The organism is Flavobacterium xizangense (genome assembly GCF_054075145.1).
Genome location: NZ_JBSIPG010000001.1, coordinates 870,562 through 892,274, shown reverse-complemented (window position 1 = coordinate 892,274; position 21,713 = coordinate 870,562). Strand labels below are relative to the sequence as shown.

At 32.8% G+C, this 21,713-nt stretch carries 20 protein-coding genes, 1 tRNA gene and 2 pseudogenes; 9 read left to right on the top strand and 14 right to left on the bottom strand.

The features are described 5' to 3' along the window. From ACWA1B_RS03750 to ACWA1B_RS03725, 6 genes are all read right to left on the bottom strand, one after another. On the bottom strand, positions 1 to 2,193 hold the full coding sequence (locus ACWA1B_RS03750; protein WP_456904519.1) for a peptidase domain-containing ABC transporter: 2,193 nt from the start codon (positions 2,191 to 2,193) through the stop codon (positions 1 to 3). A gap of 295 nt (positions 2,194 to 2,488) precedes the next feature. After that, positions 2,489 to 2,671 carry a hypothetical protein gene (locus ACWA1B_RS03745; protein WP_456904518.1) on the bottom strand — a complete coding sequence of 61 codons (183 nt, stop codon included), beginning with the start codon at positions 2,669 to 2,671 and terminating at the stop codon, positions 2,489 to 2,491. A 361-nt stretch (positions 2,672 to 3,032) separates the two neighbouring features. Beyond that, complete coding sequence (locus ACWA1B_RS03740; RefSeq protein ID WP_456904517.1) at positions 3,033 to 3,224, bottom strand: hypothetical protein; 192 nt, start codon at positions 3,222 to 3,224, stop codon at positions 3,033 to 3,035. A gap of 95 nt (positions 3,225 to 3,319) precedes the next feature. Beyond that, positions 3,320 to 3,526 carry a hypothetical protein gene (locus ACWA1B_RS03735; protein ID WP_456904516.1) on the bottom strand — a complete coding sequence of 69 codons (207 nt, stop codon included), beginning with the start codon at positions 3,524 to 3,526 and terminating at the stop codon, positions 3,320 to 3,322. Positions 3,527 to 3,643: 117 nt separating this feature from the next. Continuing rightward, positions 3,644 to 3,814, bottom strand: coding sequence for a hypothetical protein (locus tag ACWA1B_RS03730; RefSeq protein ID WP_456904515.1), 171 nt, complete (start codon positions 3,812 to 3,814; stop codon positions 3,644 to 3,646). A 53-nt stretch (positions 3,815 to 3,867) separates the two neighbouring features. Beyond that, positions 3,868 to 5,424, bottom strand: coding sequence for a vitamin K epoxide reductase family protein (locus ACWA1B_RS03725; RefSeq protein WP_456904514.1), 1,557 nt, complete (start codon positions 5,422 to 5,424; stop codon positions 3,868 to 3,870). 260 nt (positions 5,425 to 5,684) lie between these two features. Here ACWA1B_RS03725 and ACWA1B_RS03720 point away from each other — a divergent pair, with 260 nt between their 5' ends. Next, positions 5,685 to 5,825 carry an rSAM-modified peptide gene (locus ACWA1B_RS03720; protein ID WP_456904513.1) on the top strand — a complete coding sequence of 47 codons (141 nt, stop codon included), beginning with the start codon at positions 5,685 to 5,687 and terminating at the stop codon, positions 5,823 to 5,825. A gap of 40 nt (positions 5,826 to 5,865) precedes the next feature. Next, the gene (locus ACWA1B_RS03715; protein WP_456904512.1) at positions 5,866 to 6,003 is read left to right on the top strand and encodes an rSAM-modified peptide; all 138 of its coding nucleotides are present in this window, start codon (positions 5,866 to 5,868) and stop codon (positions 6,001 to 6,003) included. Positions 6,004 to 6,113: 110 nt separating this feature from the next. Here ACWA1B_RS03715 and ACWA1B_RS03710 read toward each other — a convergent pair. Both ACWA1B_RS03710 and ACWA1B_RS03705 read right to left on the bottom strand, forming a co-directional pair. Further along, positions 6,114 to 6,356: pseudogene (locus ACWA1B_RS03710) on the bottom strand (helix-turn-helix domain-containing protein); the annotation flags it as partial. Between the two features lie 585 nt (positions 6,357 to 6,941). Beyond that, a pseudogene (locus ACWA1B_RS03705) lies at positions 6,942 to 7,109 on the bottom strand (hypothetical protein); the annotation flags it as partial. Positions 7,110 to 8,027: 918 nt separating this feature from the next. Here ACWA1B_RS03705 and ACWA1B_RS03700 point away from each other — a divergent pair. The 6 genes from ACWA1B_RS03700 (at position 8,028) to ACWA1B_RS03675 (ending at position 14,293) form a co-directional block, all read left to right on the top strand. Beyond that, positions 8,028 to 9,209, top strand: a complete 1,182-nt coding sequence (locus ACWA1B_RS03700; RefSeq protein ID WP_035646122.1) for an acyl-CoA dehydrogenase family protein — start codon at positions 8,028 to 8,030, stop codon at positions 9,207 to 9,209. Positions 9,210 to 9,294: 85 nt separating this feature from the next. Next, positions 9,295 to 10,077 (top strand): DUF3050 domain-containing protein, encoded by a 783-nt coding sequence (locus ACWA1B_RS03695; protein WP_456904511.1) that lies wholly within the window; start codon positions 9,295 to 9,297, stop codon positions 10,075 to 10,077. A 66-nt stretch (positions 10,078 to 10,143) separates the two neighbouring features. Then, a complete protein-coding gene (locus tag ACWA1B_RS03690; protein WP_456904510.1) occupies positions 10,144 to 10,905 on the top strand; it encodes an SGNH/GDSL hydrolase family protein in 762 nt (253 codons plus the stop codon). A 246-nt stretch (positions 10,906 to 11,151) separates the two neighbouring features. Then, positions 11,152 to 11,964, top strand: a complete 813-nt coding sequence (locus ACWA1B_RS03685; protein ID WP_456904509.1) for an AraC family transcriptional regulator — start codon at positions 11,152 to 11,154, stop codon at positions 11,962 to 11,964. Positions 11,965 to 12,038: 74 nt separating this feature from the next. Next, positions 12,039 to 12,998, top strand: a complete 960-nt coding sequence (locus tag ACWA1B_RS03680; protein ID WP_456904508.1) for a nitrilase family protein — start codon at positions 12,039 to 12,041, stop codon at positions 12,996 to 12,998. A 191-nt stretch (positions 12,999 to 13,189) separates the two neighbouring features. Beyond that, on the top strand, positions 13,190 to 14,293 hold the full coding sequence (locus ACWA1B_RS03675) for a sensor histidine kinase (RefSeq protein WP_456904507.1): 1,104 nt from the start codon (positions 13,190 to 13,192) through the stop codon (positions 14,291 to 14,293). A 44-nt stretch (positions 14,294 to 14,337) separates the two neighbouring features. Here ACWA1B_RS03675 and ACWA1B_RS03670 read toward each other — a convergent pair. Continuing rightward, positions 14,338 to 14,424 (bottom strand) — tRNA-Ser (locus tag ACWA1B_RS03670). 57 nt (positions 14,425 to 14,481) lie between these two features. Next, positions 14,482 to 15,351: a LysR substrate-binding domain-containing protein gene (locus tag ACWA1B_RS03665; RefSeq protein ID WP_456904506.1), complete on the bottom strand. Its 870-nt coding sequence runs from the start codon at positions 15,349 to 15,351 to the stop codon at positions 14,482 to 14,484. Between the two features lie 90 nt (positions 15,352 to 15,441). Between ACWA1B_RS03665 and ACWA1B_RS03660 the strand changes: the two genes are divergently transcribed. Beyond that, the gene (locus ACWA1B_RS03660) at positions 15,442 to 16,683 is read left to right on the top strand and encodes an MFS transporter (protein ID WP_456904505.1); all 1,242 of its coding nucleotides are present in this window, start codon (positions 15,442 to 15,444) and stop codon (positions 16,681 to 16,683) included. Between the two features lie 66 nt (positions 16,684 to 16,749). Here ACWA1B_RS03660 and ACWA1B_RS03655 read toward each other — a convergent pair whose 3' ends face one another. The 4 genes from ACWA1B_RS03655 to ACWA1B_RS03640 form a co-directional block, all read right to left on the bottom strand. Continuing rightward, positions 16,750 to 17,778 (bottom strand): asparaginase, encoded by a 1,029-nt coding sequence (locus ACWA1B_RS03655; RefSeq protein ID WP_456904504.1) that lies wholly within the window; start codon positions 17,776 to 17,778, stop codon positions 16,750 to 16,752. Continuing rightward, on the bottom strand, positions 17,768 to 18,904 hold the full coding sequence (locus tag ACWA1B_RS03650; protein ID WP_456904503.1) for a 1-acyl-sn-glycerol-3-phosphate acyltransferase: 1,137 nt from the start codon (positions 18,902 to 18,904) through the stop codon (positions 17,768 to 17,770). Before ACWA1B_RS03650 ends, ACWA1B_RS03655 begins: the two co-directional genes overlap by 11 nt. A gap of 63 nt (positions 18,905 to 18,967) precedes the next feature. Further along, complete coding sequence (locus ACWA1B_RS03645; RefSeq protein ID WP_456904502.1) at positions 18,968 to 19,747, bottom strand: TatD family hydrolase; 780 nt, start codon at positions 19,745 to 19,747, stop codon at positions 18,968 to 18,970. A 290-nt stretch (positions 19,748 to 20,037) separates the two neighbouring features. Beyond that, positions 20,038 to 21,699 carry a S41 family peptidase gene (locus ACWA1B_RS03640; RefSeq protein ID WP_456904501.1) on the bottom strand — a complete coding sequence of 554 codons (1,662 nt, stop codon included), beginning with the start codon at positions 21,697 to 21,699 and terminating at the stop codon, positions 20,038 to 20,040. Positions 21,700 to 21,713: the final 14 nt, after the last annotated feature.

Here is a 21,713-nt window from a genome sequence, read left to right as displayed (position 1 = left end):
TTAATTTCCTAATTGCAGTTGGTTTTTAACTAGTTCAAAATAATTTCCTTTTAGCTGGACAAGCGCAGAGTGATTCCCAATTTCAATGATTTTTCCTTTATCCAAAACTACAATCTGATCTGCGTTCATCACCGTACTCAATCGGTGCGCTATGACAATAACGGTTTTATTTTTAAAGAAAATATCTAATTTTTCCATAATCTCTTTTTCATTATTAGCATCCAGAGCTGAAGTTGCTTCATCAAAAAATAAAATTTCTGGATTTTTATAAACCGCTCTCGCAATAAGCAAGCGCTGTTTTTGCCCCGTACTCATTCCTGTTCCTTCTGCACCAATTTTTGTGTTGTATCCAAGCGGAAGCTCGCTCACATATTCTTTAATATTAGCTACATCTGCGGCATAAAGTAAACGTTGTTTATCAATTTTATCGACACCGATAGCAATATTATTGGCAATTGTATCACTAAAAATAAAACCTTCCTGCATGACTGCTCCAATATTTGAACGCCACGCTTTTTGCGAAATATTCCTCAATTGAGCATTACCAATTGTGATTTCTCCTTTATCAGGTTCATAAAATTTCAAAAGAAGCTTCATTAAAGTTGTCTTTCCGCTGCCACTGATTCCCACAATCGCAGTTACTTTATTGGCTGGAATTGTCAAGTTTAAATCTTTCAAAACAGGAATATCTGATCCTAAATAGCGATAACTAAGATCCTTGATGTTAATGTCCCCATTATACGGAACATCATTTGACTGATGATATTCCTGCTGGGTTTCATCTTCTTTTTCATGAATTTCAGACAATCTTGCTAAAGATATTTTAGCATCCTGAAGCTCTCTTACAAACTCAATAAGCTGTGTAATTGGTCCATTCAAACTACCAACAATTGAACTGATTGCCAGCATTACCCCAAGTGTTATCGAGCCGTCAATTACCAATTTAGCTGAAAGAAAGATGATAAAAATATTTTTCAATTCATTAATTACTGATGAACCAATAGTCTGCGTTTGCTCTAAAACCAATCCCTTTATAGAAACCCTAAAAAGTCTTGCCTGGATGTATTCCCAACCCCAGCGTTTTTGCTTTTCGGCATTGTGAAGCTTTATTTCCTGCATACCATTAATAAGCTCAATCACTTTGCTCTGTTCTTGCGAAACTTCTGCAAAACGCTTATAATCCAAAACTTCTCTACGTTTTAAGAAAAGTGTTATCCATACAAAATACAAGAAACTTCCGGCAAAAAAAACTAAGAAAATCTTCCAATTGAAATAAGCCAGAACAGCGCCCAAAACAAACATATTGATTACTGAAAACAAAACATTCAGAGATGATGTAGTTAGAATTTTTTCAATTCTTCGATGATCGCTGATACGTTGCATAATATCGCCCGTCATTCTGACATCAAAAAAGGAAATTGGTAGATCCATCAACTTGATGAAAAAATCTGAAATAAGAGAAATATTAATTCGCGTAGAAAGATGCAGCAAAATCCAGCTTCTTATAAGTTCCAAACCTGTCCTTCCTGCAAAAAGAAATAATTGTGCAAAAAGAATAAGATAAATAAAATGCAGATTTTGATTCTGGATTCCGACATCGACAATACTCTGGGTCAAAAAGGGTGCAATTGCCATTATCAAACTGCTAGCAAACAACCCTATGCTGAGCTGCATCAAATACGATTTATAACGCAAAACATATTGTGCCAACAAGCCAAAACCAACACCATTATTATCTTCTTTATCAAAATCGGATTGAAAAAACTTAGGTGTTGCTTCCATCAGTAAAGCCACTCCTTCCTTGGTCTGATCATCAGCGTTGTTTCCAATCCATAATTTTAAAAAATCTTTTTTATTGTATTCAATCAGTCCAAATGCCGGATCTGAAACATAATAAGTTCCTTTTTTAATTTTGTAAAGTACCACATAATGATTTTTGTTCCAATGCAAAATGCAAGGCAGTGGTGCCTCCTCTAATCGTTCAGCATTTAATTTTACACCCAATGTCCTAAAACCAATTTTCTCTGCAGCATCGCTCAAAAAAAGCAAATTGCTTCCTTCACGAGTAGTTTCACTGCTGTCGCGGAGCTCTTGAATATTGATTGTTTTTCCGTAATGTTTAGCTATTATTTTTAAACATGTTGGACCGCAATCTTTAACGTCGGCCTGTTTATAATGGGTGAATTTTTTCAATTTTTAATCATTTTCAAACTTTAGTGGTAAATTTTTAGCTTTGCTAATGTAATATTTATCGCGCACTTAAAGAATTTTTTGTTTCTCAAATTGTGATTATTCAAGGTATTTAAAAATAAGTGAAACCATTCTCAAAGACAATGCAAAATTATAATAAGAAAAATGCCTTTTGAGAAAAGAATTGTGCACAAAAAAACAGAGAGGAAAATTTTTCCTCTCTGTTAGATTTGTAAAAACATGTCAAAAAAAAGATATCTCTCTTTTACTAATAACAAGTTTATTGTATTTAAAATGTCTATTCACATGGCTCGTTAGGATCTGTCACGCAAATCCAATAAGCTGGCGAAGTTGCCGTTCTCGGGCATCTTTTAGCAGTAGTGTTTGGTTCGCAAACCGGTGCATTACCACCTTTAAGTGCTCGTTGCTCTTCTTTACTTAATTCAACAACTCCATGTAATTCAAAAATTTTCTTTAACATAATGTGGTTTTTTTGGGGTTTTGTTAATGCTTCAATCCTTTTAAGACATTTGAAGCTTCTGTCTTTTCTTTTAAATCGTATTTTAGATAAGATAATTTTAAAAAAAAAAGCAGTTAGAAATGTTTTCTTACTGCTCATAATTATTTCAATTATTTAATAACTTAATTTCTCTAGGACCTGCCACTGGTTAACCTAACCAAATAAAATCAACACAGTGGCCAATTTCCTGAGAATCCCAACACCAATCATCAATATTGGGATATTTGCTCAATGTTCCACGATCGAGCGCCTACAAATTCAAAAAAAAACATGACTAAATTTTTGATAAGGCTTTATATTGTTTACTTAATAAATTTCATTTTTAGCAGCATAATCGGCCTGTGTTACAAATACCTGGTAAAGTATCCATCGGACAAACGCCACCGGCCGGTATTAAAACGCACCCTGCCTCAATTGCATTAATCCAACATTCAGGAATACCTCCTTTCATTGTTTTTTGCTCGTTTTTACTGATTTTTTCAGTGTGTTTCAGACTTAAAATTTTCTTTATCATAATATTCAAATTAATATTTGATCTTTTTTATTCTGAAACCATTCTAAGCGTTTAAAGGTCTTAGTTGATTTTAGGCTTTTTAAAGGCCAAAAATGCTATCCCATCACCAGAGCATCAGAATAACTCATTTCTAATGCAAAATAGTCCGTACAGTCTTCATATGACATTGCTGACACATAATCCCATGCATTACATCTTGACGCAGTTTCTTTTGCATAATTGCCCATGATCAATTTTTGTTCACTGGCAGTTATTTCCTGTGTTCCTTCTAGATTTAAAATATTTTTTAGCATAATCTTCAATTTTTTATTTCCACTTCATTTACTAAAACCACAACTTACATTTTTAATTCTTCAATTTTTTGTGAAGCAGGGAGAAGCTTTTATACTTCTCCGCACTCTTTTATTTTTGAAAGAATATTAGCACTTATATTCTTTTTGTGCCCAATAATCCCAACACAATCCTGGAGGCATATTTCCACCAGAAATATTTTTTTGCTCTTCTTTTGACAATTTTTGAGTTCCCTTCGCTTTTAAGAATTTTTCTAACATAATTTGTGGTTTTTGTTTCTTGATTCGTACTTCAATCATTTTAAGACACTTGAAGGTTATGTCTATCCCTGCGCAGGAATTTGTCAATGCCGTTAAGCTATTTTTTCAAGAATTTCGACTTCTTCAGCAAAATCATTTAAGAAATATTTCAGTTCACTGAGTTCATACTCGTTTGGAAACAATTTTTCGTTTACGATTTTGACTGGTGTGTAATTAAAATTATTTTTAGAACACCATTCGTACTGTTTATTTATTTCTTGACTTATTAAAATGCTGATTGGTTCAACATGCCATTTTTTAAGCCATTTTTTAAGGCTCATTTTTTTAATATGCCAGTCTGAAATCGCTTCAACTGTTTTTCCAGGTGTTGCTCTGTTTATTGTCAAAATTCTTTCGACAATTATTTTATATGGATTTTCAGTATTTTCCGGATTAATATTGAATAATACGTTCAAATAAATTTTATCTGGAAATCTTAAAACAAGATCAAATGCTTCGTGAAATGTTTTATGACAATGCTCACAGCTTGGGCTAATAATTATTGCTAATTTTATAGCTGCGCTTCGGCTTCCAAAATTCAAACCTCTTAACTCTTCCAATCCATCTGGATAAGGAACTTTTTTAGCCAGAAAATTTAATAGAGAATAATTTCTCTTGAATTTTTTCAGTTCTTTTAGTGAATTTTCGCTATTTAAAACATTTTTTATCATTGGTTTCATTGCCAACCAGATTGGTACAAGAAGTACTAATGAGAAAACAAATGGAAAAATACTTTCGAAACTAAAACTCAAAGTGAATAAATCTGATGAAAACCAGATAAAACTCTGCATAAAAATCAAAAACGAAACTACTAAACACATTACGCACCATTTTTGAAGTTCAAATTTTTGAATCCAAATAGATGATACTATAATTGGTATAGCAAGCAAGCTTAAAAAACCAACAAAAATCGCTGAATTTAAAGGCTGAATTAATATTGCTATAAAACTTGATATAAAGAACATTAGTGGCAAATCAGAAAAGTTAAATACCTTATTTTCTGTTCCTTCACTAGAATTAATTACAGAATTGCAGGATGAATTTGAACTTAGGTTGCAAAACTTTGATATAATGCTGTTTTTAAAACCTAATTTTTCCTGAACAATAAAAACACTTACTATAAATCCTAAAGTTGATGTTGTTAGGAAAAACACGCTAAAAGCATCATACATATTATAAAAGAAAGACAATCCAATTACGAATACGAACGGAAGACAATATTTCAACCAGCTCAATTCAATTTTTAAACTATCTCTTGCTATAACATTATTAGGTTCGATAGCAACAATTACTCCATTCCAATCTAAAAGGAATTTTTCATACGCTATTTTTTGGGTTCCTTTTTTAATTGTAGTAATACGAACAAAATTTTTAGCCTTTTCTACTAATGTAAGTTCTTCTTTGAAATAAGCTAAAAAATTTGAAGGCAAATCTACTATTTGTTCTTTCGGAACTCTGATGGCTGCATTTTCTATTGATAATAAATCTAATGAATCTGTTATCGCAAATAAACTTGGATAATTAGGATGAGACAAAAACAAATCCTTGAACTCATTTTTGATGTCTGAGTATCTATTTATTTGTAGAAATTTTTGGACTAGTTTTAACATCGTTTTCGATTGCTTTAAATCATAATTACAATACAAATATTGTGGTTTTTATCGAGAAAAAGTGACCTTTGGTAGACATTTTATCAATTATACTACATACAATTTATAAATTATACTAGTCATAGACTATATTGTAACAGATTGAAAATCAAATATTTGCAATGATTTTTTTTGATCTAAAATTGTCAAAACCCAAATCTCGACAAAGCGTTTTCCTTTTTATCTAGCTTTGAATATCAATAATCCTAATAAGTAAAATCATGGCAAATAAGACATTAAAATTCGAAGATTTTGAAGCCGAAAAATTATCAAAAAATGAACAAAAAATAGTTCACGGCGGTGATGGTGAAGATTACCCTCCAAATGAACCAGGGAAAGATGGAAAAGGAGGAAACGGATAATACTTTTTAAAACTCAATTTATACTTAAATCAAAAATATCATGAAGAGTACAAAAATGAAAATTGAAGATTTTGAAACTTTAAAATTATCTTCAAACCAACAAAAAGCTGTTCGCGGAGGAGATGGGGAAACGGATTCTAAAAACGATCCAGGAAAAACATCCAACGGAAATGGATAAAACCATTTTTTATGACGAAATAGAATATTAACAGCTAAACAGATGAGTTTGGCTGTTTTTTTTAATCTAAAGATATCCAATAACTTTTATTCAATTGTCAAAATAGTATTCTAAATATTATTTGCGAACTGAGCTGGAGAAACTCCCGTTCTTTTACGGAATGATTTTGCAAATGAAACTGCATTTTTAAAACCAACACTTTCGGCAATAGCTTGAGTAGAATATTTTCGGTACATATGATTGGTTATCATTTCATTGATTACATAATTGATTTTAAGCTCATTTGAATACTCTCCAAACGATTTACCAAATCGTTTATTTACCACATACGACAAATAAGTTGTATTGGTTTTAATTTTCTTGGCCACATAAGGCAACGTAAAATCGGCATTGAGGTATTCGAGCTTATTTTCAAGCGCCAATAATTTTTCGACAATTTTATTTTCCTTGGCTTCGTCAATACTTAAATTAGCATTTTCCTTTTTAAGATGAATTTCTTCAGTTTCCAAGTTATCAACAGCTTCTGCTAAAATAGGCGGATTTTCTTTTTTCTCTAAATTAGCTTTAAACTCTTCAATCAAGGCATTCATTTTTTTATGTGCCTTGTTCTTGTCTCGAATGTTTTTTATCAGAAAAAATACAATTGCTAAAACAAGAAGTACATAAAACACCTTTAGGGCTTTATTTATTAAAACATCATATTTATATTTTTCCTGAATAGTAAGCATTTCGGCACCCAAATCTTCTACTCCTAATTTATAGTTTACTTCCTGAGCCTCATCTCTTAATTTTGTCTCCGATTTTTCATAAGCATTCAAGTAGATTTTAGAATGTTTATAAGCTTCTTCGGGTTTGTTAAGTGCACTGTAAATTTTAGCTTGAAGGTAATTTGATTTCAAAAAACTTTGATCCAAAGTTTTATTTTTCAATGAAATAGAATCTACTTTTTTTAAGCAAACCAAAGCCTTGTCATATTTTTCAGTATAAAAATACAAGTCTCCTAAATTATAATTAGCAGTTTGATAAAGGGTTTCTGAATTATTTTGTTTGGCCAAAAACAAAATATCATAATAGATTTTTTCAGCATTTTTATTATCACTCTTCATTAGGTAAATATTCCCCAAACTCATTTTAGCAGAAATTTTATTACTAGTAAAATTCTGAGAATAAGTAACCGCTTTTTTATAAAAATATTCAGCAGAGTCAAGTAAATACTTCTTATCCTGGTTTTTCATAAAATAACCTTCGTAAGAACCACCCAGATCTAAATTGATATTACTTTTGCTGTTTTGAAATTGATCTTTTGGATAAACTCTTTCATTTTTATCAATGAAGTCATTGTTTTGTCTTAAATTTTTAATTGATAATTGATAATTTCCAACCTGTTCATTAACAATTGCAATATTACTCTTGAATTTAACAATTTGAATAACATCTTCAACTTTAATAGAAAATTTAATCCCTTTTTGATAATTTTCAAGTGCAGCACTCAAATTGCCTCTTTTCCACTCTGTCAAGCCTCGAAAATTATATAAATAAGCTGTGAGTTTGGTTTTTTCCGCAGATTCGGGCATTTTTTCTAAATATCGAAATCCCTTTTTAAATGTTTCTTCAGACTTAGGAATGTTACCTTTAATTTGGTACAAATAAGAAGCTGCACCATTAGCAAATGCTAGGTGCTTATTATCGTTTGATTTCATCAATTCTCTAGTATATGCAAGACCTCGATCGACATTGTCATTAAAACTGAATCGAATTTTGTCTTGCAAGACTAAGTATTCCTGTTCACTAATTTGAGTTTGCTGAGAAAAACTCATATTAAAAACAAGAAAAAATAAAAAAGAGATGATTAGCCTCATTAATTTGTTTTTGGATTCCAAAAATAACGCATATATTTTCAATATACTAAAATTTATTTGCCATAGTCTTGTTAATTTTACAACAAAATTAAAAAAATATAACAATTTAGCTTTGTTTTGTTATATTTTTATTGCGTAAATTTGTTTTTGTAAAACATATCAAAAATGAAACCAGATTTATTTCAAGCACCAGATTATTACAACCTTGACGATTTGTTAACTGACGAGCATAAACTAGTTCGAGAGTCGGCACGCGCGTGGGTTAAAAGAGAAGTTTCTCCTATTATTGAGGAGTATGCACAAAGAGCAGAATTTCCAAAACAGATTATTAAAGGACTTGGAGAAATTGGAGGTTTCGGACCTTATATTCCAGTTGAATATGGAGGTGCTGGTTTAGACCAAATTTCATATGGTTTGATTATGCAGGAAATCGAGAGAGGCGATTCTGGAGTACGATCAACCTCATCTGTACAATCTTCTTTAGTAATGTATCCAATTTGGAAATACGGAAACGAAGAACAACGAATGAAATATTTGCCAAAACTGGCAACCGGAGAATTCATGGGCTGTTTTGGTTTAACTGAGCCAGATCATGGTTCTGATCCGGGAAGTATGATCACCAATTTTAAAGATATGGGAGATCATTATCTTTTAAATGGTGCCAAAATGTGGATTTCGAATGCTCCATTTGCTGATATTGCTGTTGTTTGGGCAAAAAATGAAGAAGGCCGAATTCATGGTTTAATCGTTGAGCGTGGAATGGAAGGCTTTACAACGCCAGAAACGCATAACAAATGGTCGCTTCGTGCATCGTCTACGGGAGAATTAATTTTTGATAATGTAAAAGTTCCAAAAGAAAATCTTTTACCAAACAAATCCGGATTAGGCGCACCACTTGGTTGTTTAGATTCTGCTCGTTACGGAATTGCCTGGGGAGCAATCGGCGCGGCGATGGATTGTTATGACACTGCTTTACGCTATGCAAAAGAAAGAATTCAGTTTGGGAAACCAATTGGAGGAACGCAATTACAGCAAAAGAAATTAGCCGAAATGATTACCGAAATCACAAAAGCACAGTTATTAACTTGGCGTTTAGGTGTTTTAAGAAACGAAGGAAAAGCAACAACGGCTCAAATTTCAATGGCAAAACGTAATAATGTTAATATGGCAATTGAAATCGCTCGTGAAGCAAGACAAATGTTGGGCGGAATGGGAATTACCGGCGAATATTCCATTATGCGCCACATGATGAACCTTGAAAGTGTAATCACGTATGAAGGAACTCATGACATCCATTTATTGATTACCGGAATGGATGTAACTGGAATTCCAGCATTTAAATCATAAACAACTATTAAATTATATACAAAATCAATTTAAAAAGCTTCTTCTAATCGAGAAGCTTTTTATCTTTGCAGCAAAATTTACATAAATGAATATTGAAACTATAAACAATAGCATTCAACCTCAAAAAGACCAGCTTTTAAACCACTCCTTATACGGTAAAATTCAAAACATTGATGACTTGCACAGTTTTTTAGAAAATCATGTTTTTGCTGTTTGGGATTTTATGTCATTGCTAAAAGCTTTACAAGCCAAACTTACGTGCACAACAACACCTTGGTTCGCCACTAAAAACCCGGAAACAAGATATTTGATCAACGAAATTGTTCTTGCTGAAGAAACCGATTTAACCATTGACGGAAGAAGACAAAGCCACTACGAAATGTATCTTGAAGCAATGGAAGATTGCGGGGCAGATACAGCCCCAATCAATAAATTTTTAGCTGAAGTACATTCGCTTCACAATATTTTTGTTGCTATCAAACAGAGCTCGCTTCATCCTGATGTAAAAGCTTTCTTAGATTTTACTTTTAGAGTTATAGAAGAAGGAAAACCGCATCAAATTGCTGCAGCATTTACTTTTGGAAGAGAAGATTTGATTCCGAGTATGTTTACCCAAATCCTGAAAAATTTCCAAAAGAATCTTCCCGAAGTTGATTTAGCAAAACTGCTTTATTACTTTGAAAGACATATCGAACTTGATGCCGACGAACATGGACCAATGGCAATGCAAATGATTACAGAATTGTGCGAAGATGATGCTCAAAAATGGAAAGAAGTTGAAGAAGTTTCCATTTTAGCCTTAGAAAAACGAATCGGACTTTGGAATGCTATTGAAGAACAAATTCTGATGAAAACAGAAATGGTATAAAACCGAAGCCAAATATTTAACGTAACTATTTGTTTAAAATGTTATCAATTCAAATTTGCCAAAATTATGAAACCATATTTCAAACAAATAGTTATCGTTATACTCACCATATTCCTTTTGAGCTGCAGCGCTGAACCCTCAGATTCTGGAAATACTGCTGCACCTCAACCCACACCACCTACAACGGAAGTTCCCACCACTCCCATTTCAAGCGCTATAAATTATCTCGCCTTAGGCGATAGTTATACCATTGGACAAAGTGTTTGTGAAACTTGTCGTTATCCTGAACAACTAAAAGCCAAGTTGCAAACAATTTACCCAGAAACTGTTTTTTCATTAAAAATAATTGCCCAAACCGGCTGGTCAACTAGAGATTTAATTTCGGCAATAAACACACAAAATCCAGATTCCAATTATGATTTGGTTACACTTTTAATTGGCGTCAACAATCAATATCAGCACATGGATTTCTCGGTTTACGAAAAAGAATTTCCGCAGTTGTTGACCAAAGCGGTTGCATTGGCAAAAGGCGACAAAAAAAATGTAATTGTACTTTCGATTCCAGATTACGCCTACACGCCATTTACTAAAAATTACAGCGAATCAAACCGCATGAAAATCTCTAATGAAATAAACCAGTACAACACTTTTGCCGAGAATTACTGCATATCAAACAATGTCACATTTATAACCATAACTGATATTACAAGGCAAGGTCTCAACAATCCAAGCTTAGTCGCTTCAGATGGTCTTCATCCTTCTGAAACTGCTTATAAAATGTTTATCGAACGTATATTGCCGAAAGTAAAAATGGCTTTGCAGGATTAGTTTTTTCTTTTTTAGAAGCAGAAAAATCAGTTTTCAAGACACCTTTAGTCCCGCTATCCGCTATATCTTTTATAGTCTCGTTAAAGAAACGAAACTATAAAAGGATGCCGCTACTATCGGGGCTAGATTAGATGTTTTTGTTTTTTCGAGAAAAATATACCTACTTTAGCAAAAATAGATTATTCAGAATCAACGCAAAAGCACAATAAATAACTATTTCGATTATCTTTAAAATCGATTAAATTCATGCAAGTTTCTCCTTCACAAGAGTTATCGCCTTACATTAAACATTATCTGTTTTTAGATAATACAGAAACTGCTGTGCAAAAATTTCGTCTGTTTTCTGATGGTAATACTGGTCTTGTATTCTCTTTAAAAAGCAAGCTGATTTCTGAAATTAATGAATTTAATGCAAAAGATTATTTACCAACTTCTTTTTTATACGGACAGCTAAACGGTTTTAAAGATCTTTTTTCTGAAAATGAAATAACGTTAATCATTGTTGTCTTTCAACCAAACGGAATCCATCAATTGTTAGGAATTCCTGCAAATGAATTTCACGATGCTATTATTCCTGTTGAGGATGTATTTGACCACAAGATTACTGTACTTCAGGAAAAATTATCTCAACAAAACAATCAATTGCGAATTGAACTTTTAAATCATTTTTTTCGATCAATGATTACCACTAAACCGATTTCAAATCAGTTCATAATAAATAATTCATTAGATTTTATCATCGCAAATAAAGGTCATTTTTCTATAAATCAATTGGTTAAACACACAGGTTATACTGAAAGACATCTTGAAAGAAAATTCAAAGAATGTATAGGATTAAATCCGAAGAAATTTGGAAATGTTGTAAGATTGCATCACTTCCTAAAATTATTAAAAGACAAAACCGAAGATACTAATCTGACAACAATTTGTTACGATGCCGAATTTTCAGATCAATCACATTTAATAAAAGAATTTAAAAAACATACCGGAATAACCCCGAAGCAATACTTATACACCGGAAAATTAACAAACAACTTTATAAAAAGATTTTCTGTATGACATTCTAATGTCGGTTTTTTACAATTTTTAAAATATTGTCGATGCTATTTTTGACTGAAATTAATAGCGACAATATGAAAAATCTAAAAATAGCCACAGCCCAATTCGAAAACAAAAGCGGCGACAAAAACTATAATTTATCGGTAATCGAAAAACTTTCTCAAAAGGCATCTCAGGAAGGCTGCGATGTGATTTCATTTCATGAATGTTCTATAACCGGATATACATTTGCAAGAAATTTATCAAAAGAACAAATGTTGGAATTGGCAGAACTAATTCCGAGTGGAGAAAGCATTCTAAAATTGGTCGAAATTGCCAAAAATAACAACATTGTAATATTAACAGGCCTTTTTGAAAAAGATGATAATAATAATCTATTCAAAGCTTATGTTTGTGTAGATAAAAATGGTTTAGTGGCCAAATACCGAAAATTACATCCGTTTATAAATCCGTACTTAACGCCTGGAGATCGTTATTGTATTTTTGAAATTGAAGGCTGGAAATGTGGCATTTTAATTTGTTACGATAATAATATCATAGAAAATGTACGTGCTACAAAACTTTTAGGAACCGATATTATTTTTATGCCTCACGTAACCATGTGTACTCCTTCTACCCGACCTGGCGCTGGTTTTGTCGCAACCCAACTTTGGGAAAACCGCGAAGCAGATCCAACTTCTTTACGATTAGAATTTGACGGAATGAAAGGCCGTGACTGGTTAATGAAATGGCTTCCGGCAAGAGCTTACGACAATGCAATTTATGCGGTATTTTCAAATCCTATAGGAATGGACGATGATCAATTAAAAAACGGCTGCTCTATGATTATTGATCCTTTTGGTGATATTTTAGCCGAATGCAGAACTTTTGACGATTCTTTTGCAACAGCCGTACTTACTCCGGAAAAATGTATTCAGGCTGGAGGGAATCGCTATATAAAAGCTAGAAGACCAGAATTGTACAAGGATATTATTGGTCAAAATCACAAATCAGAACAAAATGTAGTCTGGCTAAACCAAGTTGCAAAAGAATAAAATCAAAAACAACCAAAATTTTCAGCACCAAAAAAAATTCCCACAATTATAAAAAGAAAGAAAAAACTGAATAATAATAATTACTGATTTTCAGTAATAATGCTACTTCTGGATTATAAATCGACTTATTGTATTTAAAACAAAGACATTAAATTTAGTTAGGTTATATTTGAGTAAATGCGCAAGAAAACATGAGCGAAAAAAAAAATATTCCCACTGATGGTATTGCTCTTTCAGAAAAAAATAAAGCAAATCATAATGACGAATTATTATTGGTCAATAAAAAACTTTCACAGCAAATAGAAGAGCGGAAAAAACGTGCCGCAGAGCTGATTGTTGCTAATATCGAACTAGCTTACCAAAATAAAGAAAAAGAAAAACGAGCAGCAGAATTAGTTATAGCAAACACTGAACTTGCCTATCAAAACAAAGAAAAAGAAAAACGCGCTGCCGAACTTGTTATTGCCAATACTGAACTGGCCTATCAAAATCAGGAAAAAGAAAAACGTGCCGCAGAATTAGTCATTGCCAATGCCGAACTTACTTTTCAAAATAAAGAAAAAGAAAAACGAGCAACTGAATTAATATTAACAAATAATGAACTTGAAGCTTTTACCTATATTTCAAGTCATCATTTACAAGAGCCTTTAAGAAAAATCCAGGTTTTTACAGACAGAATAAATACAGATGAACAACAAAATTTAACTGATAAGGGAAAATTCTATTTAGAACGTATTGAAGTCGCCGCCTCTCATATGCAAGGACTTATAAATGATCTATTAACGTACTCACGCACAAATGTAACCGAAAAGAAATTTGAAAACGTTAGCATTAATGAAGTCATAAATAAAGTAATAGAAGATTTAAGTGAACAAATCAATCTAAAAAAAGCCATTGTAAAAGTATCCGGAAATTGCAATGCCTATATAATACCGTCACAATTTCATCAACTTATATGCAATTTGATAAGTAACTCTCTCAAATTTTCAAAACAGGGAGAAATACCTCATATTAAGATAGAAAGCATTTATACTAAGCAAAAAACAAAAAATCTTCCGTCATCATCTGATTACTGTCATATAACAATCAGCGATAATGGTATTGGGTTTGAACAGCAATTTGAAAGTCGTGTTTTCGAAATGTTTCAGCAACTTCATAGCAGAGCAGAATATAAGGGAACTGGAATTGGTCTTGCTATAGCAAAGAAGATTGTAGAAAACCATCAGGGAATCATTACGGCAACAGGTAAATTAAACCAAGGGGCCAAGTTTGATATTTATATTCCGGTATTATAAAAAAACCTGTAAAAATTAATCTACAGGTTTTAACTTCAAATTCGCAGAAAGGAAGGGATTCGAACCCTCGATACAGTTACCCATATACTAGCTTTCCAGGCTAGCTCCTTCAACCACTCGGACACCTTTCTTTGTTGGTCTGCAAAGAACACAAAAAAAAATGGTTTTTAAAAACAAAATCTGCAAACTTAAATGCTTTTTCTAAATTCTTCCATAAATAGCTTTACGGCTTTTTTTTGATAACCGCCAATCGTCAGCATAAACGCTTCTCTTTTTGTTGCAACGCCAGTAATTTGTATCGCCTTTAGCTGATCCCAGCCTTTTAATGCCATTTCAGCAACAATTGTCGCCCAATCACTGTTCTCTACCATTTGCAATAATGCGTGTATCGAATGCAGCTCTATTGAGATTTTAGGTTTCATATTAAATTTTTGAAATAATTCTTCAACAAATTCTCTTGAATTCGAGCCTTTTCCGGGCAAAACCAGCGGAATTTCTTCGATCTTTTTAAAAGCTATTTTATCTAAAGCGGCTAAAGCGTGTGTTCTCGAAACCGCCAAAACCATTTGAGAGGTAAACAAAGGTATTTTCTGAATGGGCAATTCAATTTCATGTGATGAAATAACCAAAACTACATCTAATTGGTTTTCAATTAGTTTTTGCTCTAAAGCTTCGGTAGTTCCGTATTCAACCACAATTTTCAGATTCTGATATTTTTTAGCAAATGCATTGACAACCGGAAGAATCAATAAACCAAAAATATAGGTAACGCCTATTCGCAGTTCACCTCCAATCATTTCATTTAAATCTTCAATTGCCTGTTTTCCGTTTTCTACATTTTCGATTACTTTTTTGGCGTGAATTAAAAAAACCGAACCCGCTTCTGTCAACTGCACTTTTTTGCCAATTCGCTTAAACAAAGGCATACCAAGTTCTTCTTCGAGTTTTTTAATTTGCTGCGAAAGGCCTGATTGCGTTACAAAACACAATTCGGCTGCTTTTGTAAAATGCAATACTTCAGCCGTTTTAATAAAATATTCAAGTTGATATAATTCCATATTGATAAGTTTAAATACTTATTATAAGTAAAATTATTAATTTTTCTAATGTAATCATAATCCCGACCTTTGTATTAAATATTACAAATCATGTTTAAAGCATTAAAATCTAGAAACTTCAAGCTCTTCTTTTACGGACAATCCGTTTCAATTGTCGGAACCTGGCTACAGAAAACTGCTGTTAGCTGGATGGTTTATAGCATAACCGGTTCTGTATTTTTATTAGGTCTAGCAACATTTTTAAGCATGATTCCGTCTTTATTTCTTGCGCCATTGGCCGGAAGTATTATCGGAAGATATGACCGACACAAAGCCATGATTTTATTGCAGTCATTAGCAATGCTTCAGGCTGGACTTTTGGCTTTATTGCTTTATCTAAAAATCTACAATATCAATTTTATTTTGGCATTAAGTCTCTTTCAGGGAATTATCAATGCATTCGACATGACCTGCAGACAAACCATGATGATTGACATTGTCGACAATAAAGACGATTTGCCGAATGCAGTAGCCTTAAATTCAACTTTGAACAATTTCGCACGAATTGCCGGTCCGGCGCTTGCAGGAATTATTTTGCACAATTACGGTGAAGACATTTGTTTTATTGGCAATTTCCTGAGCTATATTCCGGTTTTAGTTTCTCTTTTAATGATGAAAATCACACCTCACATCAAAGCTCAAGATAAATTCAAAATGTTGGATGATTTTCTTGAAGGTTTAGATTATGTAAAAAAAGAAACCGAAATGGCAAGAATGCTTTTAATGCTAATGTGTAGTAGCTTGTTCGTTATTTCGTTCAATACTTTAATGCCCGTTTTTGCCAAAGATATTTTTAGCGGAAATGCACAAACCTTCAGTTGGTTTGAAAGTGCAGCCGGAATTGGTTCAATTGTATCAGCAATATATTTGGCTAACCTTAAAAGAGCCGACAATATGAACAAAATAATGATCGCAGCGAGCTTATTATTAGGTTTTAGCATTATTATATTGGCTTACTCAAATAGTTTGACTATCGCGCTTATTTGTATGGCTTTGAGTGGCGTAGGAATGATGGCGCAAACCTCATCTATAAATATTTATGTTCAGACACAGAGCTCTGTAAATATGCGTTCCAGAAGTATCAGTTATTATTTAATGGCTTATCAGGGAATGATTCCTGTGGGAAGTTTGATCATTGGCTACGTTTCTCACATTATTGGAACCAGAAATACCGTTGCGATTCAGGGAATAATATGTATTGTTTCGGTGATTGTTTATGTGTATTATAAAAAACATACTACTTCTGAAGATTTAGAAACTTGCCCCGTTCCTTACAGAAATTCTAAAGATTAAAATTAAAAAATCCCAGATTCTAAAAATCGAAATTTTGAATCTGGGATTTTTTAATTAGATTTTTTTCTACGAAATTTCCCCGCGAAGTGCAGTCTCAAAAATATCTTTAAACTCATTTTGTGGAATATTATGTCCAAGCAAATACATCAATTTTGTAATTGCAGCTTCTGTAGTAATATCTTTACCTGAAATAACGCCAAGAGATTTTAATGCTGTACTGGTTTCGTATTGTCCCATGTTTACGCTTCCTCCAGAACATTGTGTTACGTTTACGATATGCATTCCAGATTTGATTGCTTTTTCAATTAAATTCAAAAACCAATCTTCAGTCGGTGCATTTCCTGAACCGTAAGTTTCCAGAACAATTCCGCGTAAACCTTGAGTTGACAAAATTGAAGCCAAAACAACTTCGCTCATTCCTGGGAACATTTTGATAATGGCAACATGATTGTCTAAGTTTTTATGAACAATCAATTTTGCATCTTTATTTACTGGAAGAAATAAATGTTTATTTAATTTTAAATGAACTCCAGATTCTACCAATTCAGGGTAATTTGGTGCTGTAAAAGCTCTGAAATGTTCTGCATTTACTTTAGAGGTTCGATTGCCTCGGTATAATTTGTATTCAAAATACAAACACACTTCCTTAATAACCGGTTTTCCATTTTCTAAAAGTGATGCAATCTGAATCGCTGTAATCAGGTTTTCTTTTGCATCGGTACGCAAATCTCCAATTGGCAATTGCGAACCTGTAAACACAACTGGTTTAGCTAAATTCTCCAACATAAAACTCAATGCCGAAGCCGAATACGACATTGTATCTGATCCGTGAAGGACAACAAATCCGTCGAAAGAAGCATAATTTTCCTCAATCATTGTGGCAATTTTTGTCCACATTTGAGGATTCATATTGGAAGAATCAATTGGATGTTCGAATGAAATCGATTCGATTTCGCAGTCCAATTGCTTGATTTCTGGAATTTTCTGAATTAATTTACCAAAATTGAAGGCTTTCAGCGCTCCAGTTTCAAAATCTTTGCTCATACCGATGGTTCCTCCGGTATAAATCAATAGTATTTTAGCTTTAGATGACATCTTGGTATTTTAATTTATTGACAACAGGATTCGCATACATCGCTAAAAATCCTTGTCTTGTCACAGGATTATCGCTTCCGATTCTCATTTCTAAACGACGCTCAAAAAGCTGTTTTTCGTTCTCTTTGTATTTGTGAGCAAATTTGTCTGTTTCGTTTAAAATATCGTAAGCAATAAAATTAGTTGGCCATAATTGATAGTTTTTCAAAATCACATCATCGATAGTTTGCGCCAAAGCCTGAACTTGCTTGTTTGCATTGTCATTCTCAGCCACAATCTGATCGATTTCTGTGTCTAAAACATCGCCAACAGAAATATGTATTCTTTTTTTAGTTCCCATGATACCACTCAAAATGGTCATGAAATCTTCATTTTTATCTTTTACGTAAACTTCGTTGTTTGCTTCTGCCATTAATTGCGGCATTTTCAAAACATCAGTCGGATCATATTCATAAGAAATAGAAACCGGAACGATTTTTAATTTCTTAAAATAATCCATTAAGTTTTCTTCGTCAGAACCCATTCCGATCATTTTCAAAACACCTGGATTGGTTTCGTCATTTCCGTCTTTTGTTCTTCCTTCTCTTTGAGCAATCCAAACCGAACGATTTTCGCGAAGCAATAACTGTCCCATATATTCAGACAATAATTTAGAACTTTGCAGCATTTCACGAGGCGTTAATCCTCTTAAAACCAAAAAGTTTCTATTTAATTTTGCAAGAGTTGCCAAGAAAGCTTTTTTAACCAAATTATCTCCAATTGCGGAAGCAGTCATTACTAAACCATGTTCGAACAAGCAAACATTCAATAAGGTAGTATCCAAAAGAATATCTCTGTGATTCGAGATAAATAGATAAGAAGTATTTGGTTCCAATTTTTCAAAACCTGAAGTTGTTAAACCTTCAGAGCTTTTTTCTAAAACCTTTTGGATGGTATTGTAAATAAAATTGCATTGAAAATCACGAATAGAATGCGTTTTTCTCAATTGATCCTTCCAAACTTCATCTTCCACATCCGGAAAAGTAAAGTTCATCATGGTTTTCATCATAGGATGATTTACAACATCATGAAGGGCTTCATTTATTTCGGAATCATAAAACGGTCGAATGGCATCAAATCTCTGCATTATTTATTTGGGTTTAAGTGGGCAAAAGAACAAAAAAAAAATTAAAGTTTTGTAAGGCGTGGGTTAAATCCCAAAAACGTCTTTTGAATTTTGAGTCGTAATTACTGCAATTTCTTCGGCAGAAACTCCATAAATATCGCTTAATTTGGCAATAACATTAACTAAATAACTACTTTCATTTCGTTTTCCTCTATACGGAATTGGCGCTAAATACGGCGAATCTGTCTCTAATACTATATGTTTTAAATCGATTTGGTTTAAAAACTGATCAATTTTTCCGTTCTTAAAAGTGACAACTCCTCCTATTCCTAACTTCATTTTGTAAGAAATCGCGCGCTCTGCTTGCTCTAAAGTTCCGGAAAAACAATGAAAAATCCCAAATAAATCATCAGATTTTTCTTCCTCCAACACTTCGAAGATTTCGTCGAAAGCTTCTCTACAGTGAATTACAATGGGAAGTTTGTATTGTTTTGCCAATTGAATTTGTCTTTTAAAAGCAATTTGCTGCTCTTTTAAATGTGTTTTATCCCAATACAAATCGATTCCGATTTCACCAACGGCATAGAATTTTCTTTTTGATAATTCAGTTTCAACGTGTTGCAATTCGTCCAGATAATTATCTTTTACATATGTAGGATGAAGTCCCATCATTAAAAAGATATTTTCTGGATAGTTTTTCTCCAAATCGTACATGGATTGTGTGGCAGCAGCATCGATTGCAGGAATAAAAAAACGCGTAATTCCGGCATCTATAGCACGCTGAATCATTGCGTCACGATCCTGATCAAACTCTTCTGAATATAAATGTGTATGTGTATCGGTAATAATGGGTGTCGAATTCAATTGTTTTTTTTTAAAGCTGTCAAAATTACGACAATATTAAAAGAATAGCAATTTTGAGGAGAAATGGCACGCGGATGACGCAGATTCACTTCGTGAAAACACGGATGAAAAACAGATTTTTTTCTTAAAAAAAAAGCCTTTGTCTAAGTTTTGAACTTTGACAAAGGTCTGCTTATTAAATTCTTTATAGATGTCAGGCTGAGCGACGTTGAAGTACGCAAAAAAAGATCCCCAATTCTTTTTCAACTGCTTATTTGTTCTTCTACTTCGCTCAGGATGACATATTTTACTTATTTTCCAGTTTCAATAAAAAGCAAAGCGCGGTCTAAAACCTCGTCTTTTCCTTCCTGAATTCCTTTTATGGTTGGTTTTACCTCTATATCAGGAATTATGCCAATTCTTTGTGTTTCTCTTCCATCTGGATAATAAACTCCAATTCCTGAAAACAAAGTATGAAATCCTTTAAAATCAAATTGGCTTACATTACCGTCTGCACCAGCGGTCTGGCTTCCTATAATTGTGGTATTTCCTGCTGTCTGAAAACACATTGCTGTCCATTCAGATTGGCTTACTGACTTCTCGTTTAGCAAAACAATTACTTTTCCTTTATAATGATCTTTATTATCAGAACCGCTTTTTGTTTCTCCATCCCAAATAAATCTGCCTGGGTACTCATAATACGGACGCGTATAAATGGCAAATTCTTTTTCCTGAGAATTTAGAAAATTTGATATTTCCCTAAAAGTTCCCAATGGATAATTTCTCATATCAAAAACAATTGCTTTTGTATTTTTTAAGGCCTCAATCATAGCCGGAATATTTCTCGATTTTATAATCCCCATGTCTACATATCCAATATTATTATCGAGAAGTTTAAACTTTTCCTTCTTTTTCTGAGCTCCTTTTTTAAATTCATTTCGATGTGACTCATGATAATCAAACCAAATCATATCTTTTGTTTCGTATTTTCCGTCTTTCAAAAATTCTACTTTTACATTATCAGAGAGATTTATCAGTAAACTCTTTGCCAATTTGTCTAAATAAGCTGCATCATTTGATGCGCAGATTAAATCTCTATTTTCTGAGATAAGAGCTTTAATAGTTTTGTCATTTATTTTTGTGATAACATCGCCAATTTTAATGTTATAAGCTTCGGCTAAACTGTCGCCTAAAATTTCTGTAACGATTATTTTTTCATCAATTATTTTTCCCTTAGCAGGAAAAAATCTTCCATTTCCTTCAGCTATCGAAGACTTATACATATAAAACTCTGTATGGCTGTCATCCATTTTTGAAACCATTTTTTTCATTGCTGTGTAAAAATCAGTATAATTTTCAGCTTTGATCACCGCAGGTAATGTCTGCATTAAAGTTTCATCCCATTTTTGACTCATTAAATACTTAAATGGAAAAAAATATTCAACGACATTCCAATACATAAATATCATACGTAGTTTGGAATTTTTATCCTCAAAATTTGGATCGTCATAACGTTCATTTATCAAGTTAACATTTTCTACATGTTCACTTCCTTCCACATAAAATTGTTTGCCCTGAAATCTGTTTTCTTCGATAAATTTAAGTTTCTTCGAAAGCTTTTTTGAAAACAATTTATTGCTGTTAATCCAACTTAAATCGAAGTTTTTATCAAAGAATTTAATGTCTTTTGAAACAGTAATTGGCGCAATTTCTTTTACTGGACCAAGATCATCGATCCAGTTTTCGAGAATCAACGAAAACTCTTCTTTACTTTGTGCTTTTTCTATTTTTGGAAGTTTTTCTAAAAGCTGATTGTCCCAATTCGTTTTTCCTCCCGCAACTTCTGGATGATAATATTTTAAGAAACCCCAAACTTTGCAGGTTGCGACCAATTTTTCAGTTTCGGTGATTTTTGCCGAGCTGAAAATGGTTTGAGAAAATAAAACAAGTACTAATACAGTAATTCTTTGCATTTTAGGTTCAAATT